The organism is Micromonospora sp. NPDC049301, assembly GCF_040678715.1.
Lineage (GTDB): Bacteria > Actinomycetota > Actinomycetes > Mycobacteriales > Micromonosporaceae > Micromonospora.
The window spans coordinates 338,086-361,610 of record NZ_JBFAQO010000005.1 but is presented as its reverse complement, the minus strand read 5'-3'; the positions used below and the strand labels follow the sequence as shown (position 1 = coordinate 361,610).

Here is a 23,525-nt window from a genome sequence, read left to right as displayed (position 1 = left end):
CGTCAGTCGACGGGCAGCAGGCCCGGCGGGTACTCCATGCCGTCGTGGGTGCAGGCGGCGGCGGCCACCCGGGCCGCGTACCGGGCCGCCTCCGCCAGCGGCCGGCCGCGCAGGCGACCGGCGATCAGCCCGGCCGCGAAGGCGTCGCCCGCCCCGTTGCTGTCCACCACCGGCCCCGGCGGCGTGGCCGGCGGCACCGGCACCGCCGTACCGTCGCCCGGGTACAGCTCGGCGCCGTCCGCGCCCCGGGTCACCACCACCGTGCGGGGTGCCAGCCCGCCGGCGAGCGGCACGGCCTGGTGGGCGAGCCGCACCCCGCTGACCAGGATCAGGTCGGCGACCTCGGCGAACGGCCGGTGGTAGGGGTTCACGCCGTCCCAGTCGTGCAGGTCGGTGGAGAGCCCCACGCCCGCCGGGAGGGCGGCCCGCACCGCGGGCAGCAGCGGCACCGTCCAGTCCATGATCGAGAGGTGTACGTGCCGGGCGTCGCGGACCAGCTCGGCGAACTCCGTGGGAGGGAACGGCGGACCGCCCCGCCACCCGCGCGGGTCGTACAGCGACATGCGCCGCCCGCCCGGGTCCACCAGGTTGACCGATCGCCGGGTCCCGGCGGGATCCTCGGCCAGCACCGCCGGCACCCCGGCCCGGGTCAGCGCCGCCCGGACCAGGTCGCCGGCCGGGTCCGCGCCGAGGGTGTCCACCACCCGTACCCGCAGGCCGAGTGCCCGCCCGGCCAGCGCCACACCCGCGCCGGTGTTGCCGATCCGCAGCTCGATCGGCTCAACGACGTGTGAATCGGCGGCCGGTAGCGGCAGCACGGGCACCCGGACCCGTACGTCCACTCCGAGCCCGCCGATCACCAGCAGGTCGACCATGGCGCCGACGCTAGCCCACCGGGGCCTATCCTGGGCGCGGGCGTCGACGAGGGGGAGTACGTGCTGGTCATCCACGGGCTGTGGTTGCCCGGCGACGGCTCGACCGCCGGCCTCGCGGTCTGGGGCGAGGACAGCGCGGCGCCGGCCGCCGTGCCGCGTCGTCCCGGCCGGGTGCCCCGGGAACGACCGCACCCCTTCGCCGCGGGGCACGCCGCGCTGGCCAGCGCCCTCGCCGAGGCCGCCGAGCCGGCCCGCCCGGACACCGCGTTGCTCACCCTGCCCACCCGGGCGGGCGCGCCGATCGACTCGCCCGAGCTGATCCGGACCGACGTCGCACCCCCGGCCCGTGGCCGGCTCACCCTCGCCGGGTGGCGGGTCCCCGTGCTGGTGTACGCCCCGGACGACGCGCTCGCGCTGCTGCGCGCCCTGGACGAGCTTCCGGCGGTGCCCGGGTCCACCCTGCGCCACCTCGCCGAGCTGGCCGACTTCGCCGCCGACCTGGTGGCCCGTGGCCGTGTCCTCCCCGGCGTCAGCACGGCGGGTACGGGCGTGCCGCCAACGGTTCAGCCGGCCGGAGCATCGTCGGCGGACGCCGACGTGCAGGTCCCGGCGCGGGCGGTCTGGCGGCCGCTGCTGACCGGCACCGACGCGGCCTGGGCGCGGTCCCTGACGCTGGCCCTGCCACCGGCCGCCCGCGCGGCCGCGGTGGCCGCGACCGCGCCCGCGGCCACCGCCACCCCGGACGCGATGGCACCCGTCGCAACCGGCCCGGACGGCGGCGAGCTGACGGCTGTGGCGCTGGTCGCGGACGCGCTCGACGCGCTGACCGACGCGGCCGCCCGGGCCGCCCTGGCGACCACCACGCTGGCCCGGGGACTGCGGCCGGGAGGCCCGGCGCCGGCCTGGCTGGCGGCGCTCGCCGGCCCCCGCCGCGACTTCACCGTCGACGCGGCCGTGCTGGCCACCCTCCGCGCCGAGCTGGACGCCTGGCAGCGCGACGCCGCCGGGGGCCCCGTCCGGGCCAGTTTCCGCCTGGTGGAACCAGCGCCTGAGGAGGTCACCGAGCCGATCCTCGCCACCCGCCGCGACCCGGCCGAGACCGGGCTGAGCGCCGTGGACCCGGCCGAGACCGGGCTGAGCGTGGTGGACCCGGCCGAGACCGGGCTGAGCGTGGTGGACCCGGCCGGGGCCGGGCTGAGCGTCGTGGACCCGGCCGGGGCCGGGCGGTGGCGGCTGGAGTTCGGGTTGCAGGCGGCCGACGAGCCGGGCCTGCACGTCGACGCCGGACAGGTCTGGCGGGCGCCGCAGACGCTGGGCGGCGTGGCCGGCCGCACGGCCAGCCCGCAGGAGACCCTGCTCGCCGAGCTGGGCCGCGCCAGCCGACTCTGGCCGGACCTGGACGCCGCGCTGCGCACCGCCGCCCCCGAGGCGATGGAGTTGGACGTCGAGGGGGCGCACCGGTTCCTCAGCGAGGGGGCGCCGGTGCTGCACGCCGCCGGCTTCGGCGTGCTGCTGCCCTCCTGGTGGCAGCGGCCGTCGGCGCGGCTCGGCGCCCGGCTGCGCGCCCGCAGCCGCACCGCACCCGGCACGGTGTCCGGCGCCGACGCCGGAGTCGGGCTGGACGCCCTGGTCGACTACCGCTGGGAGGTGGCGCTCGGCGACCAGCCGCTGTCCGCCGAGGAACTGGCCGCACTGGCCGAGGTGAAGACCCCGCTGGTGCGGCTGCGCGGCCGGTGGGTGGAGCTGGACCCGGGACGGCTCGCCGCCGGGCTGCGCCTGCTCCGCTCGGCCGGCGAGCTGACCGTCGCCGACCTGCTCCGCCTCGGCCTGGCCGACGGCGAAGACACCGGGGCGCTGCCGGTGCTGGAGGTGACCGCCGACGGGGCGCTGGGCGACCTGCTCGCCGGCGCGGTCGAGCGACGGCTCACCCCGCTGGACCCGCCGCCAGGCTTCCAGGGCACGCTGCGGCCGTACCAGCGGCGCGGGTTGGCGTGGCTGGCGTTCCTGCGGTCGTTGGGCCTGGGCGGCGTCCTCGCCGACGACATGGGGCTGGGCAAGACCGTGCAGTTGCTCGCGCTGCTGGCCGGGGACCCCCCGGACGCCGGGCCGACGCTGCTGGTCTGTCCGATGTCGCTGGTCGGCAACTGGCAGCGGGAGGCCGCGCGGTTCACGCCGGGGCTGCGTGTCCACGTACACCACGGGGCGGAGCGGGCCCGGGGGGCGGAGTTCACGACGGCCGCGCACGGCGCGGACCTGGTCCTGACCACCTACTCGGTGGCTGCCCGCGACGCGGTCGACCTGGCCGGCATCGACTGGCACCGGGTGGTGGTGGACGAGGCGCAGGCGATCAAGAACGCCTCGACCCGGCAGGCGGAGGCGGTCCGCGCGCTGCCCGCCCGGCAGCGGGTGGCGGTGACCGGTACGCCGGTCGAGAACCGGCTCGCCGACCTCTGGTCCATCATGCAGTTCGCCAACCCCGGGCTGCTCGGGCCGGCCGCGACGTTCCGCAAGCGGTTCGCGGAGCCGATCGAGCGGCACGGTGACGCGGAGGCCGCCGAGCGGCTGCGTCGGATCACCGGCCCGTTCGTGCTGCGCCGGCTCAAGACCGACTCGTCGATCATCTCCGACCTGCCGGAGAAGCTGGAGATGGAGGTGCTCTGCAACCTCACCGCCGAGCAGGCCGCCCTCTACCGGGTCGTGGTCGACGACATGCTCGCCCGGATCGAGTCCAGCGACGGCATCGAACGGCGTGGGCTGGTGCTGGCCACCATGACCCGCCTCAAGCAGGTCTGCAACCACCCGGCCCAGCTGCTGCGGGACGGTTCGCCGTTGGAGGGCCGCTCCGGCAAGCTGGCCCGGCTGACCGAGATCCTGGAGGAGGTGCTGGCGGCGGGGGAACGGGCGCTGCTGTTCACCCAGTACGCCGAGTTCGGCGGGATGCTGCGCGGTCACCTGTCGGCGCGGTTCGGCCGGGAGGTGCTGTTCCTGCACGGCGGACTCGGCAAGGCCGAGCGGGACGCCATGGTGCAGCGGTTCCAGTCCGAGGACGGGCCGCCGCTGTTCGTGCTCTCGCTCAAGGCCGGCGGCACCGGGCTCACGCTGACCGCCGCCAACCACGTGGTGCATGTGGACCGGTGGTGGAACCCGGCGGTGGAGGACCAGGCCACCGACCGGGCGTTCCGGATCGGCCAGCGGCGGCGGGTGCAGGTACGCAAGTTCGTCTGCGCCGGCACGGTGGAGGAGAAGGTGGCCGCGCTGATCGCGGACAAGCGCAGCCTCGCCGAGCGGGTGGTCGGCACCGGCGAGCAGTGGATCACCGAGCTCTCCACCGGGCAGCTGCGCGACCTGTTCGCCCTGGAGGCCGGGGCGGTGGTGGAGTGAGCGAGCGAGCCACCCGGCACCGCAGCGGAGCGCCGGCGTGAGTACCGACCGGTTCGCCGACTACGGCCGTCCCCGCCGCGTCGACGGCGGCCTGCGGGCACGCAGCGCCCGGGGCGCGATCGGCCGGTCCTGGTGGTCCCGGCGCTTCCTGGAGGTGCTGGAGTCGTTCGCGCTGGGCACCCGACTGACCCGGGGCCGGTCGTACGCGCGGGCGGGTCAGGTGCTCCGGCTGGACATCGCCCCCGGGCTGGTCAGCGCCGTGGTGCAGGGCTCCCGGCCGCAGCCGTACGAGGTGTCCATCGCGCTGGCACCGTTCCCGGCGGCGCTCTGGTCCCGGATCGAGGCGGAGCTGGCCGGGCAGGCGTTCTTCAGCGCCCGGCTGCTCGCCGGGGACCTTCCCGACGAGCTGGAGGAGCTGTTCGCCGCCGCCGGCGCACCGCTCTTCCCGACCGGTGTGGACGAGCTGACCCAGCGGTGCAGCTGCCCCGACTTCGCGGTGCCGTGCAAGCACCTCGCGGCCACCTTCTACCTGCTGGCCGAGGCGTTCGACGCGGACCCGTTCGAGCTGCTGCACTGGCGCGGCCGGGCTCGCGCGGACCTGCTCGAGCAGCTCCGGGCCCGCCGCGCCGAGGCCACCGGGGCCGAGCTGCCACCGGAGCCGGTCCCCGCCGCGCCGGAAGACCCGGACGGCGAGTCCATCCCGGACGGGCCCGGGTCGCTTGTGGACGCCGCGGTGGCGCCGGCCGGCGCGGCTCGGGCGCTCGCCGGGCTGTCGGCGACCCCGCTGGCGGAAGCGGTGGACCGGTTCTGGCTGTCACCGGTGCCGCTGCCCGACCGGCCGCCCAGGTTGGCGACCGGGCCGGATCTGCTGCTGCGCCAGCTCGGCCCGCCGGCGCCGGCCATCGGCGGGCCGGGACTGCTCGAACGGCTGCGCCGGGCGTACCGGGCGTTCGGCCCGGCCGACCGGTGAACGGTCACGTCCAGCGGCGTCGGAACCGCCACATGATCGCTGCGTTCGCCACCAGCACCACCGCGCAGATCGCGCCGGCCAGCCGGCCGGCGAACACGGTCATCGCCGGCAGCGACGCCCACAGCACGATGGTCAACAACATCAGGTAGCGGCCCCGGCGGGCCCGGACACGGTGATCCAGCCGGTTGAAGAACGCCGGGTCACTCTCCCGGAGCTGACGGGTGATCTGGTCGAACCTGCGCTGATCCTCTTTGCTGAGCATGGCGCTGCCTTCCCCTCACGCGTTCAGCGGTTCGGCGGCATACCCGCTGTGGCGGCGGCTCACGCTCACCCTTTCCTGCTACTTTCCTCGACGCGAGGGCCCCTCAGGTCCGGCTTATCCGAGCCTTAAGTTTGCCTGTGGTGGTGAACGTCGCGGAAACTGTCGCGTACGACGGCCCCGCCCGATCCGTGCCTGCCTGGCGTACGTCGGCCCTGCTGGGAAGGTCCGGGCCCGACCCCGGTCGGTGCCGCCTCCGCGATGCGGCGCTGAGCGCTGTCTTAAGTGCCCTCACGAGGCCCTTCAACCCGCCTTGAAGGCACCTGGGGGCTTGGTTACCTTGCCGTAGCAACCCCCTCAGGCAACAGTCGCCGCACCTGCCGCACCTGCCCGGTCGCAGCTTTCGGCGCTCTTCAGAAATCGGGATTGGTACATGGCCGACCAGAATGTGCCACCACGTCGACCGCGGGACGACCGCGGCTGGGACGGACGCCAGCAGCACAGCTCGGACGGGTACGCCGACCACACCGCGTCCGCGCCGTACGGGTACGACTCGCCCCACTCCTACCAGGCCGACGCCCGCGGACAGTACGCCGACGGGTACGCCCACGCCGGGCAGCCCGCCCCCGCCCCGCGCGGGCCGCAGTGGGTGGGCCCGGAGGGACTCGGCGCCCCCGGCCTGGCCCGTCCGGCCGGCACGGGACTGCCCACCCTGGACGATGACGACGAGCCGAGCCGCAAGGTCGGCCGGCGTAAGGCCATCGTCGCGCTCGGCGGCACCGCGGCCGTCGTCGCCGGTGGGGCGGCACTCGCCATGACCCCGCAGATCCGCAGCCTCTTCGGTGACGACGCGCTGGCGGGCGACGCGACCGGCAGCACCGTCACCGACGGCACCGCCGCCCGGCCCAGCGGCCAGCAGCCCAGCACGGTGCGCACCTACACCGAGCAGAACGAGAGCTACATGGGCTCCCGGGCCGGTGAGGCGCTGAAGAAGAACGCGCCCTCCGGTGGACGGACGTTCTCCGGCCCGGCCGCGGCCGCGGCGGAGACCAAGGTGACCGTCAAGACGGTGCTGGCCAAGGACCCGATCCTGCACCTGGCCCGGCGGGCCACCTTCGGGGCGACGCCCGCGGTGGTCGCCGACATCAAGAAGCTGGGCATCGACGGCTGGATTCGCGCCCAGCTCGACCCGGACAAGATCGAGCCGAGCAGGGCCGAGCTGAAGCTCGCCGAGCTGCCCACCCAGAAACTGTCGGTGCAACAGCTGAGCGACCAGCGCGACAAGCTCAACGAGCAGGGCGCCCAGCCCGAGCGCGAGATGGTCGACGCCACGCTGGCCCGGCAGATCTGGTCGAAGCGCCAGCTGTTCGAGGTGATGGTCGACTTCTGGAACGACTTCCTGCACGTCGCCGCCGAGTTCGACGGCGGCGAGGTGTACCGCAACTCGTTCGACAAGGACGTGGTGCGGGCGCACGCGCTGGGCAGCTACCCGGAGATGCTGGTCGCGGCGAACAAGCACCCCGCGCTGCTGATCTACCTGAACCAGAAGGACTCCCGCAAGGACGCGATCAACGAGAACCTCGCCCGGGAGAACCTGGAGCTGTACTCGGTCGGCGTGGACGGCGGCTACAAGGAGCCGGACGTGCGCCAGGCGGCCATGCTCCAGACCGGCCGCGGCGTCGAGGACGGCAAGTACGTCTTCAAGCCCGAGCAGCACTACGTCGGCAAGGTGAAGATCCTCGGCTTCACGCACGCCAACAACTCGGCGGACCCGAAGAAGGCCGAGGCGGCGATCGACAAATACATCACCTACATCGCGCTGCACCCGTCGACCGCGAAGTATGTGGCGCAGAGCCTGGCGACCCGGTTCGTCTCGGACACCCCGCCGAAGTCCCTCGTGGACCGGCTGGCCAAGACGTACACCACCAACAACGGCTTCATCAAGCCGGTGCTGATGGCCCTGTTCAGCTCCTCGGAGTTCTGGGCGGCCGTCGGCCAGAAGGTGCGCCGGCCGATGGAGTACCTGGTTTCCACATACCGCGTCCTGGGCGTCTCGCCGGATCCGTCGCCCAAGCACGACAACGGCGACAACAAGCGCACCCCGTTCGCGCGCGGCCTGCGGCAGATCCACGACAAGCTGCGCGAGCTGGGCCAGTCCCCGATGGGCCACCCCACCCCGGACGGCTACCCGGACGTCTACGTCGCCTGGACCTCGGCCGGCACCATGGTCAACGGCTGGAACGAGGCCGGTGAGATCGTGGCCGGCTACCGCACCTCCTTCACGTACACGGCGCCGGAGAAGCTCGTCGCCAAGCCGCCGGCCACCGCCGGGGCGTACGTGGACGCGCTCGCCCAGCGGCTGGTGAACCAGAAGCTGAGCGCACGGGAGAAGAACCTGATCCTCGGCGTGGCCGGCGTGCCGGCGAGCGCCAAGGTCGATGCCACGTTCAACGGGGCCATCACCGCCGTCGCGCGGGCGATCCTCGCGTCCCCCCAGCACCACCTCCGGTGAGGCACCCGATGGAGAAGACTGTGTACAACTCTTTCCCCCTGCACCCCGAATGCCCCGACCTGCGGCGGCTGGCCGACAACCCGGCCGAGGCGCTGCTGCGGGCGGAGGCCGACCTCGTTGCCGCCGAGAACGCCGCCGAGGCCGACCGCTACCGCACCCTGGAGGACCTGGAGGAGGCCCAGCAGGACGGTCGCGGCGTCACCCGACGGACCTTCGTCGCCGGTGCCGCGGCCACCGCCACCGCACTGGCCACCGCCCAGTTCGTCACCACCTCGGCGTCGTTCGCGGCGACCAAGACCGGCACCCTGATCCACGTCTTCCTCTACGGCGGGCTGGACGGGCTGAGCCTGGTCGCACCGGACAACGACCCGGTGCTCGCCAAGGCCCGCCCCGACCTGCTGCTCGGCAACGACTCGCTGGCCCTGGGCCGCGGCTTCAAGCTGACCAGCGCGTTCAAGCCGCTGGAGCAGTGGCTCAAGGCCGGCCAGCTGGGCTTCATCCCGGCGGTCTCCGACGAGCGGCTCTCCCGCAGCCACTTCCAGGCCGCGGACGCCTGCAACCTCGGCGGGCTGCCCAACGAGACCGGCGGCCGGGGCTGGCTGGACGGCCTCGTCGACAACCTCGGCAAGGGCACCGCGTTCCGCAGCGTCGGTGTCGGCAGCACCCTGCCGCGCTCGCTGGTCGGCAACAACGGCGCGCTCTCGCTGAACAACGTCGGCTCGCTGCGGCTCAACGGTGACGACCGGTTCCGGGCCGCCACCGAGAAGGCCATCAAGGGGCTCTTCACCGGGATCAACCACCCGGTCGAGGAGGCCGTGCAGGAGGGCATGGGCGCGCTGGCCACCGCGCAGAAGCTCGCCGCCAAGCCGTACCAGCCCGCCGCGGGCGTCAAGTACGAGGGCGTCGGCAACGCGTTCCAGCAACTCGCTCAGCTGATCAAGGGCGGCGCGAACGTCCGGGTCGCCACGGTCGGGATGGGTGGCTACGACACCCACGAGAACCAGGGCACCCGCGAGGGGGGCCAACTGCACCGCCGGCTGAACGAGCTGGCCAGCGCCATGGCCGCGTTCTTCACCGACCTCGGCCCGCAGGCAGCCGACGTCACGATCATGGTGTCCAGCGAGTTCGGCCGGCGGGTCGGCTCCAACAGTGGCGGCACCGACCACGGGCACGGCGGGGTGGTCACCCTGCTCTCCGGCAGGAAGCTGGCCGGCTCGCTGCTCGGCACCTGGAACGGCCTGGACAAGCTCGATTCCGGTGACGTGCCGGAGTACAACAACATGTTCAACGTGTACGGCGCGGTGGCCCAGGGCCGGTTCGGGCTCACCAACGCCGAGGTGGACAAGGTCTTCCCCCGCCAGAAGTACGCCCCGATGAAGCTGTACGCGTGACGTACCCGCACACCCACGCCGCCGGCCGCCGCACCGGGACCACGTCCCGGCACGGCGGCCGGTCGGCTGCGCCCGTACCCCCGCAGATCCCGGCCCGGCGCGGACCCGGCGGCCGGCGGTTGCTGGCCGCGCTGCTCCTGGTCGGCCTGCTCGCCAGCGTGCTGCCGTGGTGGCTGGGCACCCCCGCCGGGTCGCTGCGGAGCACGGCGGCCACCCTGACCGCCGCCGGCCGGATCACCGGACTGGTCGCCGGCTACCTGCTGCTGGTGCAGGTGCTGATGATGAGCCGGCTGCCAATGCTGGAGCGGTGGATCGGCGGCGAGCACCTGGCCCGCTGGCACCGCGACGTCGGCGCCACCCTGCTGGTCGCCGTGCTGGCGCATGTGTCGCTGACCCTGGTCGGCTACGCGGACCTGCGGAACCAGTCGGTCCTCGCCGAGGTCGGCACGCTGCTGGGTGACTACGAGGACATGGTCTCGGCGTTCGTCGCCGCCGGCATCATGGTGCTCGTCGGGTTCAGCAGCGTGCGGGCGATCCGACGGGCGCTGCCCTACGAGCTGTGGCACCTGCTGCACCTGTCGAGCTACCTGGTGCTGCTGCTCGGCTTCGGGCACCAGTTCACCCACGGCGCGCAGCTCTACAAGCCCGGTCCGGTGCGCACCGGCTGGATCGCCCTGTACGTGCTGGTGGTCGCCGCCCTGCTGTGGGGTCGGGTCGTCGCGCCGCTGGCGTTCAACCTGCGGCACCGGCTGCGGGTCGCCGACGTGGTCGCGGAGAGCCCGGACACCATCTCCGTCTACCTCACCGGCGAGCGGCTGGACCGGCTGGAGATGCTCGGCGGGCAGCACTTCCGCTGGCGTTTCCTCACCCGGGGCTGCTGGTGGCAGTCGCACCCGTTCTCGGTCTCCGCCGCCGCCAACGGCCGCTGGCTGCGGCTCACCGTCAAGGTGGTCGGCGCCCACACCGCGGACCTGCGTGACCTGGACCCGGGCGTCCGGGTCTGGGCGGAGGGCCCGTCGGGCACCTTCACGGCCGCGCACCGGGTCCGGGACCGCGCGCTGCTGATCGCCGGGGGCAGCGGCATCACGCCGATCCGGGCCATGCTGGAGGAGTTGCCGCCGGGCGCCGCGCTGATCTACCGGGCCCGTACCCCGGCCGACGTGCTGCTCAGCCGGGAGCTGGACTGGCTGGCCCAGGCCCGGGACACCTCGATCTGGTACGTCATCGGTTCCCGCGACGACCCCGGCCCCCGGCAGCTGATGAGCCCGGACGGGCTGCGCCAGCTGGTGCCCGACGTGGCCCGGCGCGACGTCTACCTCTGCGGGCCGCCCGGCCTGGTCGAGCAGTCGATGCGCGCACTGCGCCGCGCCGGCGTGCCCCGTCGGCAGATCCACCTGGCCACCTTCGAGTTGTAGGAAGGCATCCCCATGCGTCGCGCGTTCCTCGCGATCACCGGCCTGGCCGCCAGTACCACCGCGCTGGTGGTGCTCAAGGGCTCGCCGGGCACCACCCAGGTCGCCCAGGACCTGCCGGCCGCCCAGCCGGTCAACCCCACCCCGCAGGGCGCGGACCCGAGCGCCGCCCCGCCGGGCGAGCCGGCGGGCGCGGCGCCGAAGCCGTCGGTGAGCGCCGGCGCGCCGTCGTCGCCCAGGCCGAGCAGGAGCAGCACCGCCCGACCGTCGGGCACCCGCACCACCGCGAAGGCCCCGACCGCGCCGCGGACCACCACCCGGGCGCCGCAGCCGACGACCCGCCGGGTCACCGGGCCGGGCGTGGACAACGAGTACGGGTACGTGCAGGTGCAGATCGTCGTCTCCGGCAACCGGATCGTCGAGGCCATCTCGCTGTCGCTGCCCAGTGGGGGTGAGTCCGACATCCACAGCGGCGACGTCCGGGACAGGTACAACGGCACCGGCGGCGAGGTGGTCCAGAAGCAGAGCGCCAACCTCAACACCGTCTCCGGCGCCACCGAGACCAGCAACTCCTACAAGCAGTCGCTGCGGGGCGCGATCGAGCAGGCGTTCTGACGTGCCGGCGATGACCCGACCGGGGCTGTGCCGGGTCGAGCACATGATGGGCACGGTGATCAGCCTGGACCTCGCCGACAACCTGCCGCCGGCGACCCTGGACGAACTGGCCGACCAGGTCTTCGCCTGGATGCGGGAGGTGGACGCCCGGTTCAGCACGTACCGGTCGGACAGCGAGGTGTGCCGCTTCGACCGGGGCGAGGTGCTGCTCTCCGAGGCGTCGGCGGACCTGCGGTTCGTGCTGGCCGCCTGCGCCGACCTGTGGGGCGACACCGACGGGTTCTTCGACGCGTACGCCACGGGCGGGCTCGACCCGTCCGGTTTCGTCAAGGGCTGGGCGGCGCAGGTCGCCTCGGACCGGCTGCTCGCGGCCGGCGCGGCGAACCACTGCGTCAACGCCGGCGGCGACGTGCGGGTGCGCGGCCGCTCGCCGTCGGGGGAGCCGTGGCGGATCGGCATCCGGCACCCGTGGGACGCGATGGCGACCTGCCTGGTGGTCGCCGGGACCGACCTGGCCGTGGCCACCTCCGGCGTCTACGAGCGGGGACGGCATGTGCTGGACCCGCGCCGGGGTACGCCGGCCGGTGGGCTGCGCTCCGTGACGGTGGTCGGCACCGACCTGGGGGTGGCCGACGCGTACGCCACCGCGGCCCTGGCCATGGGGGCCGCGGGGATCGGCTGGCTGGACCGGCTCGCCGACCACACCCACGCCGTCGTCACCGACGACGCCCGCCAGTTCCTCTCCGCCGACCTCCCGCTGACGGACTAGCGGAGCGGGCGGTGGGTGCCGGCGGGGCGGGAGCCCGTGGGGCGGGGCCGGCCGGGCCGGGAGCCGGTGGGGCGGGTGCCGGCCCAGCGGTGCCGTGGGTGGCTGCGACGGGGCGGTTCGGTGCCGCCGGGATGAGACGCTCTGTCGTCCGTGGACATCATTCCCCCGTTCGTGGCGCGTGGTCGCACCGTCCCCCTGTCAACGAGGACCGGCGCCTGAGCGACGCTGTCGCCGACCGGATGGAATCGGCCGCCGGGGCCGGTTCACATGCCCCGCCGGGGCAGCGGCAGGTGACCGGGCAGCAGCTCCGGGCTGAGGATCACCCCGGTGGCGCGCAGCGCCTCGATCAACGTGTTCTGCACCAGGTAGGAATCCGGCAGCTGCCAGCGGGCCTGCTCCGGGGCGACCGCCCAGCGGACCGTCCCCTCCGGCAGCCGGGTGGGCGGCGCCGGGATCCACGAGCCCGGCCCGTGCCGGACCACGTGGAAGCAGTGCTCCAGCTCCGGCCGGAGCGGATCGCCGGGGCGGACGAGGAACATCCAGCGCCCGGTGGGGGTGACCAGCACCGGCCCGCGTACGCCGGTGCCGGCCGGGTGGATCTGCACCGCGTCGAGCACGTGCCGGCCGAGGTGGGCCGGCACCTCCAGCACGTCGAAGGCGCGACCGGTGGGCAGCAGCACGCCGTGCGGGCGGCTCCGCCACCAGGTGGCCACCCGGGCCGGGTCGGCGCTGGCCGCCAGCTCCCAGTCCTCCAGCGCGGGGTGGCAGCCCACGGTGGGGCAGCCGGCCCGGCCGCAGACGAAACGGCTGCGGGCCAGACAGGCACCCGGGGTGACCTCCCACCCGTGCGCGGCGTAGCGCACGGCCACCCGGCGCAGCCGGACGCGTTCCAACGGCGACAGTTCGGCGACGCGCGGTCCGACGTTCCCCCACATGTGTGCCATCTCCCCTCATCGGGCCCGGCGAACGCCAGGTCGCATGTCGAGCACCGTCACTGCCGTAACCCACGATCGTTGAGGTTGACGAACGGCTCGTGCAACTTGCACGAAAAGTACGAGGACTGGCTGTACGGCTGACGCACAGGCTGTGCGACCAGCGAAAACCTAAAGATGAACAAGGATCGCCGCACCCGCGGACATCGTCCTGGCCCGATGGCCGGGGCGGCAGGGGGAGGGATGGGGAGATGGACGAGCTACCCATAGGGCGGCGAGTGGCCTACTGGCGGGGGCGACGCAAGATGTCGCAGCAGGTCTTCGCGGACCGGCTGGGCAAGTCGAAGAGCTGGGTGGACAAGGTCGAACGCGGCGTCCGTCGGTTGGACAAGTTCTCGGTCCTCTACGAGATCGCCGACATCCTCCAGGTCGACGTGCAGCTGCTGATGGGCAAGGACCCGGAACGGCGGACCGACGCGCTGAACTGCATCGACCAGGTCGAGGTGCAGGAGATCAGGGCGGCGCTGGAGCGGTACGACTCGATGAGCGCCTACTTCGACGCGGCGCCGTACCCCCCGCCGCTGGACGACATGCGCAAGGCCGTCAACCACGCCTGGCTCACCTACCAGTACGGCCGCTACGGGATGCTCACCCGGGCGCTGCCCAAGCTGCTGCGCGACGCCCAGGCGGCCGACGCCGGCTACGGCGGCGAGCAGGCCCCGGAGGCGGCGCACCTGCTCGGGCAGGTCTACCAGATCGCCTCGTCGGTGCTGCGCAAGCTCGGTGAGTGCGAGCTGGCCTGGCTGGCCGCGGACCGTTCGATGGCGGTGGCACAGCGGGCCGACGACCCGCTGCTGGCGGGCATCGCCACCACCCGGGTGTGCAACGCGCTGGTCGCGATGGGCCGCGCCCGCCCGGCGCTGGAGCTGAACGTCACCATCGCCAACCGGCTCGCACCGGGGGGCGGCAACGAGGCGACCCCGGCCCGGCTCTCCGTCTACGGGATGCTGCTGCTCCAGGGCGCGATGGCCGCCTCCCGGATCGGTGACTCGGCGACCGTCGACGACCTCATCAACGGCGCCGAGGAGGCGGCCAGGCTGCTCGGCGGCGACCACAACCACTACTGGACCTCGTTCGGCCCCACGAACGTGGAGCTGCACCGGGCCGCGGCCGCGGTGGAGCTGGGCGACGGGGGCCGGGCCGTGGAGGTGCACCAGCTGCGCATCGTGGAGCCCACCTTCAACGCGTTGCTGCCCGAGCGTCGGGCGCACCACCTGCTCGACATCGCCCGTGGTTTCGCCCAGATCGGCGACGTGGCGAACGCCGGCGAGATGCTGCTGCGCGGCGACCGGCTCGCGCCGTCGGAGATCCGCTGCCGGCCGATCGCGCACGAGGTGATGTCGGACATCCTGCGTCGCACACGTGGTGCGCCGCCTTCTCCGGTAGCGGAGTTGGCTGAGCACATGGGAGTAGGGGTATGAGCGCGGAGCCGGTTTGATGGCCGGTTCACCGCACACCAGCGGGCACCGCGAGGTGCTCTACGTCATCGTCTGCGGTTCGCCGCTGGCCCGGAACGTCGGTCGCCTGGTCGACCTGGCCCAGCAGGACGGCTGGGACGTCTGCGTGGTCACCACCCCGGACGGCGCCAAGTTCGTCGACAGGTCCGCCCTGATCCGGCAGACCGGGCACCCGGTTCGGACGCACTACAAGAACCCCGGTGACCCGGACGTGCTGCCGCCGGCCGACGCCATGATCGTCTGCCCGGCCACCGTGAACACGGTGAACAAGTGGGCGGCCGGGATCGCCGACACCCTCGCGCTCGGCCTGCTGGTCGAGGCGCAGGGCAAGGGCGTCCCCATCGTGGCGGTGCCGTACACCAACGCCGCGATGGCCGCCCACCCGGCGTTCCGGGCCGGCGTGGCGCGGCTGTCCGACTGGGGGGTCACGGTGCTCTTCGGTGATCACGTGGTCGCCCTGCACCCGCCGGGGACGGGCGAGCAGCACCTGCATGCGTTCCCCTGGCAGATGCCGCTGGACGCGCTGCTCGCCGGCTCCCGCCGCGCCGCCTGACCGCCGAAGGGGCCGTCCGGCTCGTCGTCCGACCGCCGGGCGGGCGTCCGGTTCGCCGGCCCGACCGGCGCGGCCGGGCCGGGCATCGCCGCCCGGAGGCCCGCGCGACGGTAAGCTGGCCCGCCGTGAGCGTATGCGGATCCACCCCCACGGTGACCGACGTGGTCGCCGAGCTGGAACGGCGCTACCCGCCGGTCTGGGCGGAGGAGTGGGACCGGGTGGGTCTGGTGCTCGGCGAGCCGGCGGCCCCGGTCCGCCGGGTGCTCTGCGTCGTCGACGTGGTGCCCGAGACGGTCGCTGAGGCGCTGGCCGCCGGCGTGGACATGATCGTCGCGCACCATCCGCTGCTGCTGCGCGGGGTCTCCTCGGTCGCCCCGACGACGTTCAAGGGGCGGATCGTCCATCAGCTGATCCGGGCCGGCGTGGCGCTCTACGTGGCGCACACCAACGCCGACGTGGCCTCCCCGGGCGTCTCCGACGCCCTCGCCGCCCGGTTCGGGTTGACCGGGCTGCGCCCGCTGCACCGGCCGGCACCCTCCTCGCCCGCCCACGGCGACGACCGGGGTATCGGCCGGATCGGCGAGCTGCCCCGCCCGATGACCCTCGCCGAGCTGACCCGGCACGCCGCCGCGGTGCTTCCCGTCACGTCGTGGGGAGTTCGCGCCGCGGGGGATCCCGGGCGTATGGTTCGTACCCTCGCCGTCAGCGGCGGGTCGGGAGACAGTTTCCTCGGTGCCGCGACCGCCGCCGGGGTGGACGCGTTTCTCACCGCCGACCTGCGGCACCACCCGGCCGGCGAGCACCTCGCCGCCGATGGTCCCGCCCTGATCGACGCCGCCCACTGGGCGACCGAACGACCGTGGCTGGACGACCTGGCCGCCCTCCTGCGGGAGGCGCCGGGCGTCGAGACGCTGGTGTCCGACCTGGACACCGACCCGTGGACCGTGCACGCCGCCGCACCCGTTGTGGACGACAAGGAGCCCGACCGTGAAGGCTGACCCCCAGGTGCAGCGCCGCCTGCTCGACCTCCAGGCGATCGACACCAACCTCGCTCAGCTCGCCCACCGCCGGCGCTCGCTGCCCGAGCGGGCCGAGTTGGAGGCGCTGGCCCGGGAGCTGTCGTCACTGGAGGACGAGCGGGTCCGCGCCCAGGTGGCGGTCGACGACCTGGACCGCGACATCAGCCGGCTGGAGAAGGACGTCGAGCAGGTCCGGGCCCGCAAGGAGAAGGACCAGAACCGGTTGGCCGCCGGCACCGGGCCAGCCCGGGAGCTGGAGGCGCTCCAGCACGAGCTGGTCTCGCTGAACCGGCGCCAGAGCGACCTGGAGGACGCCGAGCTGGAGCTGATGGAGCAGCGGGAGACCGCGCAGAGCGTGCTGGACGGCGTGGAGCAGCGGCTGGCCGAGACCCGGGAGAAGCGGGCGGCCACCGAGCAGCGCCGCGACGAGGCGCTGGCCGAGATCGCCAAGGACGAGGAGTTCAAGCGGGGGGCCCGTCAGCCACTCGCCGCCGACCTCCCGAGCGAGCTGGTCACTCTCTACGACAAGATCCGTCAGGACACCGGGCTCGGCGCGGCGCTGCTCACCGCGGGCCGCTGCGGCGGCTGCCGGTTGGAGCTCTCCGGCGCCGACCTGGCCCGGATCCGCAAGGCCGACCCGGACGACGTGGTCCGCTGCGAGGACTGCCGGCGGATCATGGTCCGCACCAACGAGTCGGGCCTGTAGGTCGTGGCGCCGCGCGTGGTCGTCGTCGAGGCCGACGGCGGGTCCCGGGGCAACCCGGGCCCGGCCGGCTACGGCGCGGTGGTGCGCGATCCGGAGACCGGCGAGGTGCTCGCCGAGCGCTCCGAGTCGATCGGTACGGCGACCAACAACGTCGCGGAGTACCAGGGGTTGATCGCCGGGCTGACGGCGGCGGCCGAGCTGGGCGCCGCCGAGGTGGACGTCCGGATGGACTCCAAGCTGGTGGTCGAGCAGATGTGCGGCCGGTGGCAGATCAAGCACCCCGGCCTGCGACCGCTCGCCGCCCAGGCGGCCGGGCTGGTGGGCCGGTTCGCGGCGGTCCGGTTCGCCTGGATCCCCCGCGAGCAGAACCGGCACGCCGACGCGCTGGCCAACGCCGCGATGGACGCCGCCGCCGGCCGGCCCGCCGTGACGCCGGCCACCGGTGCCGCCGCGCCCGCCGCCACCGGCAGCGACCCGGCGACCGCACCGGCCTCGTGGGAGCCGCGACCCAGCTTCACCGCCACCCGGCTGATCCTCGTCCGGCACGGCGAGACCGCGTACACCGAGCAGCGGCGCTACTCCGGGCGGGGCGACGTGCCGCTCTCCGAGCGCGGCCGGGCCCAGGCCCGGGCAACCGCCGCCCGGGTGGCCGCGCTGGCTCCGTCCGTCGCGGCCGTGCTCAGCTCACCGCTGTCCCGGTGTACGCAGACCGCGGCGGCGATCGCCGGGGCGCTCGGTGACGTGCCGGTACGCACCGAGGACGACCTGATCGAGTGCGACTTCGGGGACTGGGAGGGGCGCACCTTCGCCGAGGTACGCGCCCAGTGGCCGGGCGAGATGGACGCCTGGCTCGCCTCACCCCGGATCGCCCCGCCGGGCGGTGAGTCGTTCACCCACGTGGCCGAGCGCTGCCACCGGGTTGTCGCCGGGCTGCTCACGGCGTACCCCGGGGAGACGGTGGTGGCGGTCTCGCACGTGTCGCCGATCAAGCTGGTGCTGCGGGACGCGCTCGCGGCCGGTGACGGCTTCCTGCACCGGCTCTTCCTGGACGCGGCCGGTATCTCGGTGCTCGACATGTGGCCCGACGGCGGCGTCGCGGTGCGCACGGTCAACGACACCGCACACCTCGCCACGATCGAGTAATTCCCACCTCTCGGGAGGGTTCCCACTCGGCGGCTCCTACCTGTGTGGAAACCGTTGACAGTGGATGGCGCCCGATTGAAGATCGGTTTCGTGCGAAGCGTTCATCTGACGAAGCGGGGTCACATCGACCTCCTGCGCGTCGCCAGCGCCGCCTGTCGACGCTCCATCTGACGCCGGGTTCCTCCCCTTCCTCGCACGCTGTAGGCGTTTCCCATCACCGCTGGTCTCCGGCCCCGCGGCGCGTCCGCCTGCGCGTACCTCCCGACAGGAGATCTGTCCATGTTGTCCACGAGACGTTTAACCCGGCTCACCGCGACCGTGGTGAGCTCCGCGCTGCTCGCCACCGTGGCCATGACCGGGCCGGCGTCCGCCACCGCGCTGCCCACCGTTCCGCCGCGCGCCGTCGACCTCTCCGACGTCCGGGGCTACCCCCGGCAGAGCACCCTCCCGCTCTGGCCGGACAACCCGGCCGACGCGTCCATCCCGATCGGTGTCCTCCCGTACGACGAGATCGCGCCGAAACTGAACGCCCTCCAGCGGACCAGCGACCGGGTTTCCGCCCGGGTCGCCGGGAAGTCCGCCGGCGGCTACGACCTGTACGCGGTCACCGTGACCGCGCCGGAGAGCCGCACCGAGGCCCGGCAGCAGGAGACCTGGAAGCGGCTCATCGAGGACGAGCCGGCCCGGGCGCAGCGGGACCGGAAGCTGCTCGCCGGCTACAAGACCCCACTCTTCGTCAACGCCAACATCCACGGCAACGAGTGGGAGGGCACCGACGCCGCGCTGCGGGTCATCGAGGACCTCGCCACCGACCGCAGCCCCGAGGTGGCCGCGCTGCTGAGACGCAACCGGCTGGTCTTCAACATCACCTCCAACCCGGACGGCCGGGTGGCCGGCACCCGGGCCAACTCGGCGGGCTACGACCTCAACCGCGACCTGACCATCGTCGCGCAGCCGGAGACCAACCTCATCCGTGACCTGATCGTCGACACCAAGCCGATCATCACGCTGGACCTGCACGGGTACGTCAACCCGACCCTGCTGCACCCCAGCACCCCGCCGCACAACGTCAACAACGAGTACGACCTGTACATCAAGCACGGCCTGCCGAACGCCCTGGCGATCGAGGAGGGCCTGCGCGGTCTGGGGTACGCCGAGACCCAGCGGGCCCGGATCCCGTTCCGCGACGACGAGCCGGGCGTGTGGGACGACTTCCCGCCGATCTACGTGCCGTCGTTCGCGATGCTCCAGAGCAGCATCCCGTACACCATCGAGGCGCCACTGAATCCGCGCGGCAGCACGCTCACCCCCGCCGAGCGGGTCCGTCGCTCCGGCATCAACACCGACGTGCACGAGGTGGCGATCCGCACCTCGCTGCGCTACATCCAGGACCACCGGGCCGAGGTGCTGCACGACCAGGCCGAGGTCTACCGCCGTGGCCTGGCCGGTGAGCCGTTGCGCGACATCCCCGACGGTTACGTGCCGGGCTGGGGGCCGGAGGACAACTACAACACCACCTTCCCCCGGTCGTACGTCATCCCGACCGGCACCGGGCAGCGCTCCGAGCCCGCCGCCGCCCGTCTGGTCGACCTGCTGATCGGCAGCGGTGGCCGGGTGTGGCGGGCGAAGAGGGCGTTCACCGCCGGCGGCAGGACCTACCAGGCCGGCTCGTACGTCGTCGACATGCACCAGCCCAAGCGCGGCCTGGTCAACTCGCTGCTCGAGCCGGGCGCGGACATCACCGACCGGGTGGGGGATCTCTACGCCGGCCCGGCTGCCTGGAGCCAGGGCCTGACCTGGGGCGCCACCGTCGACGTCCTGTGGGACACCCTGCCCGGGGTACGCCTGGAGCAGACCTACGACGGGCGGGCCGAGGGCACCGTTCCCGCCGGCCGCTCCGACCTGCGCCTTGATCTACGGGACGCCGCCGATCTGCTCGCGGTGAACTCGCTGCTCGCCAAGGGCGTCGCGGTCCACCGGCTCGCGGACGGGTCGGTGGTCGTCCCCGGCACACCGGCCAACCGTAAGCTGGCCCGCGCCGAGGTGCAGGCCCACGCCGTCAGCTTCGAAGCGGCGCCCAGGGGTTGGCGGGGCACCCCGCTGGACCGGGTCGTGGTCGGCTACCTCGGCACGGTCGAGGAGCGGGACACCCTCGCCGACCTGGGATTCGAGGCGCGTGCGGTGACCGCCGCGACGCTGGCTGGCACGCTGACCGGGGACGTCGACGTGCTGCTGGTCGCCGACAACCTCAACCTCGCGAACCTGACCGCCGAGAACCGGGCGGCCCTGGACGGCTTCCTCGCCCGGGGTGGCGGAGTGGTCGGCCTGGGCACGGCCGGAGCGTCGTTCGGTAACGCCGCCGCGCTGCTGACCGTGACCGCGACCGCGGCGCCGAGCCTGGCCAGTGGGGTGGCCAACATCGTGAACAACGGGGGACCGGTTACCACGTCGGCCATCCCGCACGCGTTCATCAGCCAGCCCGTCTGGTTCACCAACCTGGGCGCCAACGTCGAGGTCGAGCAGTCGTACGCCGCTGACCCGTTGCTGTCCGGCTGGTGGGTCACCGACGGCGCCAACGGGCAGGCCGCGGCGGCCAACCAGGCCAGCATCGTGCGGGGCGTCTCCGCCGCCGGAAACGGCGTGGTGCTGTTCGGCACCGACCCGACGTTCCGCCTGCACCCCAAGGGCCTCCAGTCGCAGCTCGGCCGAGCCGTGCTCTGGGCGGCCCGGCGGTGACCCCAACCGGATGAGCCGACGACCGGCCGATGTGGGGCCCGGGTGCCGACCGCACCCGGGCCCCACGCCGTCTCCGGGCCCCCGGGGGCCGGTCCGTCTCCGGGTACGCCGGTCAATGCCGCTCGGCGCATTACGGACGCCGTTCGGCGCAGCGCCCTCGACGCAGCGCGCGTGACGGCGGTCACAGAGTCGTAGCCTCCGGCCGTTACATCGCGAGCCATACTTCCCGGAGGTGTGTCAGATGGCTGCACCGGAACCGGAGGCGCCCACCACGGCGCCGTCCAGGGCGAAGGACCACAGTCCCTGGAACTGGTTGCTCTTCATTCCCATCGTGGTGCCGCTGATCCCGGCCTTCTTCAACGGCGACTCGCCCCGGATCTTCGGGTTCCCGCGTTACTACTGGCTGCAACTGGCCTGGATCCTGCTCGGCGTGGCCACCACGACGCTGGTCTACCAGATGACGAAGAAGCGGGGTGAGCGCTGATGTGGCGTGACCATCTCACCGAGATCATCGTCTTCTCCCTGCTGTTTCTGCTGGTCAGCGCGATGGGCTTCGTGGCCGCCCGCTGGCGCGCCCCGAAGGACATGGCCCACCTGGACGAGTGGGGGCTGGGCGGGCGCAGCTTCGGCGGCTGGATCACCTGGTTCCTGGTCGGCGGTGACCTCTACACCGCGTACACCTTCGTGGCGGTGCCGGCGCTGATGTTCGGCGCGGGCGCGGCCGGGTTCTTCGCCGTGCCGTACACCATCGTGATCTACCCGCTGGTCTTCCTCGTGCTGGTCCGGCTCTGGTCGGTGTCGCACCGGCACGGGTTCGTCACGCCGGCCGACTTCGTCCGCAACCGGTTCGACTCGCCGGTGCTGGCGCTGCTGATCGCGATCACCGGCATCGTGGCCACCATGCCGTACATCGCGTTGCAGCTGGTCGGCATCGAGGCGGTGCTCAAGACGATGGGGGTGACCGGCGACAACGCGCTGGCCCGGCACCTGCCGATCATCATCGCGTTCGCCATCCTGGCGGCCTACACCTACCAGTCGGGGCTGCGCGCGCCGGCGCTGATCGCGTTCGTCAAGGACACGCTGATCTACATCGTGATCCTGGTGGCGATCATCTACCTGCCGTACAAGCTGGGCGGCTGGGGGGACATCTTCGCCGCCGCGGACGCGAAGTTCGACGCCTCACCCAACCCGAACGACGGAATCCTGCTCAACGGCAACAACCAGCTCCAGTACGTCACGCTGGCGTTCGGCTCGGCGCTGGCGCTCTTCCTCTACCCGCACAGCATCACCGGCGTGCTGGCCAGCAGGAACCGCGACGTGATCAAGCGGAACATGTCGGCGCTGCCGGCGTACAGCCTGCTGCTCGGTCTGATCGCGCTGCTCGGCTACATGGCCATCGCGGCCGGCGTGAAGCCGCTGCCGGGGGCGACGGAGGGCAGCGTCGACAGCAACACGATCGTGCCACTGCTCTTCGACCAGCAGTTCCCGGACTGGTTCGCGGGCGTGGCGTACGCGGCCATCGGCATCGGCGCGCTGGTGCCGGCCGCGATCATGTCGATCGCGGCGGCGAACCTGTTCACCCGCAACATCTACAAGGAGTACCTGAAGCGGGACGCCAGCCCGGCGCAGGAGGCGAACGTCTCGAAGATCACTTCGCTGGTGGTGAAGGTCGGCGCGGTGGCCTGCATCGTCTTCCTCGACCCGCAGTTCTCCATCGACCTCCAGTTGATCGGCGGCGTGATCATCCTCCAGACGCTGCCGGCGGTGGCGCTGGGTCTCTACACCCGTTGGTTCCACCGCGCCGGGCTGATCGTCGGCTGGGCGGTCGGCATGGGCCTGGGCATGTGGATGCTCTACCAGGTGGCCAGCCCCACCCGGAAGCACTTCGGTGGGTCGGCGTTCCCGCTGTCGGAGTTCGGCTTCGACACCACCAAGACGATCTACGTCGGCATCGTGGCGGTGCTGGTCAACCTCGCGGTCGCGGCGCTGGTGACGCTGGCCCTGCGGGCCGGCAAGGTGGCCGAGGGCGTCGACGGCACCACCCCGGACGACTACTTCGCCGACGAGGGTGACCCCCGGGTCACCCCCGGAGCCGAGCGCGACGCGGACTCCGCCCGGGAACCGGTCGCCTGACGTCCGTTCTCGCGAGGAAAGGGTCCCCTGGTGACGCCAGGGGGCCCCTTCCTTTTTCGCCACGATGTGCGGGGGCGGTTCAGCGGGTGCGGTTGCGGGACACCAGGGCCTCGTTGAGGCGGCGCAGCATCACCGCGAGGGTCTCCCGGTCCTCGGCGGGCCAGTCGCCGAGCATGTCGCCGTAGAGCCGGGTCCGCGCGGCCCGCACCGCGGCCATCCGTTGCAGGCCGGTGGCGGTGGGGGAGATGACGGTGCCCCGGCCGTCGGACGGGTCCGGGGTACGGGTGATCAGGCCGTCCCGCTGGAGCGCGGACACCTGGCGGGTCACGGTCGAGCCGTCCAGGTTGAGCCGCGCGGCGAGGGCGGAGACGTTCTGCGGGCCGACGGTGTCCAGGTGGCGCAGGATCACGTACGCCGCCCGGTCGAGCACCCGGTGCTCGGCCGTGCCGGTGGCCCGCCGGGTCGCCTCGCCGAAGCGCATCAGCAGGGCCACCTCGGTCTCGATCTGGCCGAGGGCGGCCTCGTCGGCGTCGGTGTCGCGATCGGTGTCCCGGTGGGGGTGCTCGCTCATAGCTGTATGATACAAGATAACTACCTGTACC

The 23,525-nt window shown here is 73.2% G+C and carries 20 protein-coding genes; 16 read left to right on the top strand and 4 right to left on the bottom strand.

All coding sequences use genetic code 11. The annotated features are described in order from the left end of the window. Positions 1 to 2: 2 nt before the first annotated feature. Positions 3 to 875 (bottom strand): carbohydrate kinase family protein, encoded by an 873-nt coding sequence (locus AB0K07_RS17460; protein WP_363756179.1) that lies wholly within the window; start codon positions 873 to 875, stop codon positions 3 to 5. A gap of 60 nt (positions 876 to 935) precedes the next feature. On the opposite strand from AB0K07_RS17460, the gene AB0K07_RS17455 reads away from it, so the two are divergent. Next, on the top strand, positions 936 to 4,256 hold the full coding sequence (locus tag AB0K07_RS17455) for a DEAD/DEAH box helicase (protein ID WP_363756177.1): 3,321 nt from the start codon (positions 936 to 938) through the stop codon (positions 4,254 to 4,256). A gap of 37 nt (positions 4,257 to 4,293) precedes the next feature. After that, on the top strand, positions 4,294 to 5,226 hold the full coding sequence (locus AB0K07_RS17450) for an SWIM zinc finger family protein (protein WP_363756175.1): 933 nt from the start codon (positions 4,294 to 4,296) through the stop codon (positions 5,224 to 5,226). 4 nt (positions 5,227 to 5,230) lie between these two features. On the opposite strand, the gene AB0K07_RS17445 is transcribed toward AB0K07_RS17450, so the two are convergent. Then, entirely contained in the window at positions 5,231 to 5,488 is a 258-nt protein-coding gene (locus tag AB0K07_RS17445) for a DUF3040 domain-containing protein (RefSeq protein ID WP_074313327.1), read from the bottom strand. Between the two features lie 430 nt (positions 5,489 to 5,918). Between AB0K07_RS17445 and AB0K07_RS17440 the strand changes: the two genes are divergently transcribed. The 5 genes from AB0K07_RS17440 to AB0K07_RS17420 are packed head-to-tail and all read left to right on the top strand — an operon-like array spanning position 5,919 to position 12,184. Then, a complete protein-coding gene (locus AB0K07_RS17440; RefSeq protein WP_363756173.1) occupies positions 5,919 to 7,997 on the top strand; it encodes a DUF1800 domain-containing protein in 2,079 nt (692 codons plus the stop codon). Between the two features lie 8 nt (positions 7,998 to 8,005). Next, entirely contained in the window at positions 8,006 to 9,388 is a 1,383-nt protein-coding gene (locus AB0K07_RS17435; RefSeq protein ID WP_363756171.1) for a DUF1501 domain-containing protein, read from the top strand. After that, positions 9,385 to 10,803 (top strand): ferredoxin reductase family protein, encoded by a 1,419-nt coding sequence (locus tag AB0K07_RS17430; RefSeq protein WP_363756169.1) that lies wholly within the window; start codon positions 9,385 to 9,387, stop codon positions 10,801 to 10,803. The genes AB0K07_RS17435 and AB0K07_RS17430 overlap by 4 nt, the downstream gene beginning before the upstream one ends. A 12-nt stretch (positions 10,804 to 10,815) precedes the next feature. Beyond that, positions 10,816 to 11,415, top strand: coding sequence for an FMN-binding protein (locus tag AB0K07_RS17425; protein ID WP_363756167.1), 600 nt, complete (start codon positions 10,816 to 10,818; stop codon positions 11,413 to 11,415). A gap of 46 nt (positions 11,416 to 11,461) precedes the next feature. Continuing rightward, a complete protein-coding gene (locus tag AB0K07_RS17420) occupies positions 11,462 to 12,184 on the top strand; it encodes an FAD:protein FMN transferase (protein WP_363756638.1) in 723 nt (240 codons plus the stop codon). A gap of 263 nt (positions 12,185 to 12,447) precedes the next feature. Here the strand turns inward: AB0K07_RS17420 and AB0K07_RS17415 are convergent, their stop codons facing one another. Further along, on the bottom strand, positions 12,448 to 13,119 hold the full coding sequence (locus tag AB0K07_RS17415; RefSeq protein WP_363756166.1) for a bifunctional DNA primase/polymerase: 672 nt from the start codon (positions 13,117 to 13,119) through the stop codon (positions 12,448 to 12,450). Positions 13,120 to 13,367: 248 nt separating this feature from the next. Between AB0K07_RS17415 and AB0K07_RS17410 the strand changes: the two genes are divergently transcribed. From AB0K07_RS17410 to mctP, 9 genes are all read left to right on the top strand, one after another. Next, the gene (locus tag AB0K07_RS17410) at positions 13,368 to 14,597 is read left to right on the top strand and encodes a helix-turn-helix domain-containing protein (protein WP_363756164.1); all 1,230 of its coding nucleotides are present in this window, start codon (positions 13,368 to 13,370) and stop codon (positions 14,595 to 14,597) included. A gap of 16 nt (positions 14,598 to 14,613) precedes the next feature. Beyond that, positions 14,614 to 15,186 carry a flavoprotein gene (locus AB0K07_RS17405; RefSeq protein ID WP_363756162.1) on the top strand — a complete coding sequence of 191 codons (573 nt, stop codon included), beginning with the start codon at positions 14,614 to 14,616 and terminating at the stop codon, positions 15,184 to 15,186. A gap of 161 nt (positions 15,187 to 15,347) precedes the next feature. Next, positions 15,348 to 16,184 (top strand): Nif3-like dinuclear metal center hexameric protein, encoded by an 837-nt coding sequence (locus tag AB0K07_RS17400; protein ID WP_363756636.1) that lies wholly within the window; start codon positions 15,348 to 15,350, stop codon positions 16,182 to 16,184. Then, on the top strand, positions 16,174 to 16,911 hold the full coding sequence (locus tag AB0K07_RS17395; protein WP_363756160.1) for a C4-type zinc ribbon domain-containing protein: 738 nt from the start codon (positions 16,174 to 16,176) through the stop codon (positions 16,909 to 16,911). Before AB0K07_RS17400 ends, AB0K07_RS17395 begins: the two co-directional genes overlap by 11 nt. Positions 16,912 to 16,914: 3 nt before the next feature. Continuing rightward, complete coding sequence (locus tag AB0K07_RS17390) at positions 16,915 to 18,054, top strand: bifunctional RNase H/acid phosphatase (RefSeq protein WP_363756158.1); 1,140 nt, start codon at positions 16,915 to 16,917, stop codon at positions 18,052 to 18,054. A gap of 42 nt (positions 18,055 to 18,096) precedes the next feature. After that, on the top strand, positions 18,097 to 18,225 hold the full coding sequence (locus AB0K07_RS17385) for a putative leader peptide (protein WP_363756156.1): 129 nt from the start codon (positions 18,097 to 18,099) through the stop codon (positions 18,223 to 18,225). Between the two features lie 108 nt (positions 18,226 to 18,333). Continuing rightward, positions 18,334 to 20,790 carry a M14 family zinc carboxypeptidase gene (locus AB0K07_RS17380; RefSeq protein WP_363756154.1) on the top strand — a complete coding sequence of 819 codons (2,457 nt, stop codon included), beginning with the start codon at positions 18,334 to 18,336 and terminating at the stop codon, positions 20,788 to 20,790. A 241-nt stretch (positions 20,791 to 21,031) separates the two neighbouring features. Then, positions 21,032 to 21,274 carry a DUF3311 domain-containing protein gene (locus AB0K07_RS17375; protein ID WP_074313313.1) on the top strand — a complete coding sequence of 81 codons (243 nt, stop codon included), beginning with the start codon at positions 21,032 to 21,034 and terminating at the stop codon, positions 21,272 to 21,274. Further along, positions 21,274 to 22,923, top strand: a complete 1,650-nt coding sequence (mctP, locus tag AB0K07_RS17370) for a monocarboxylate uptake permease MctP (RefSeq protein ID WP_363756151.1) — start codon at positions 21,274 to 21,276, stop codon at positions 22,921 to 22,923. Before AB0K07_RS17375 ends, mctP begins: the two co-directional genes overlap by 1 nt. Positions 22,924 to 23,002: 79 nt before the next feature. On the opposite strand, the gene AB0K07_RS17365 is transcribed toward mctP, so the two are convergent. Beyond that, entirely contained in the window at positions 23,003 to 23,494 is a 492-nt protein-coding gene (locus AB0K07_RS17365; RefSeq protein ID WP_363756149.1) for a MarR family transcriptional regulator, read from the bottom strand. Between the last annotated feature and the right edge of the window lie 31 nt (positions 23,495 to 23,525).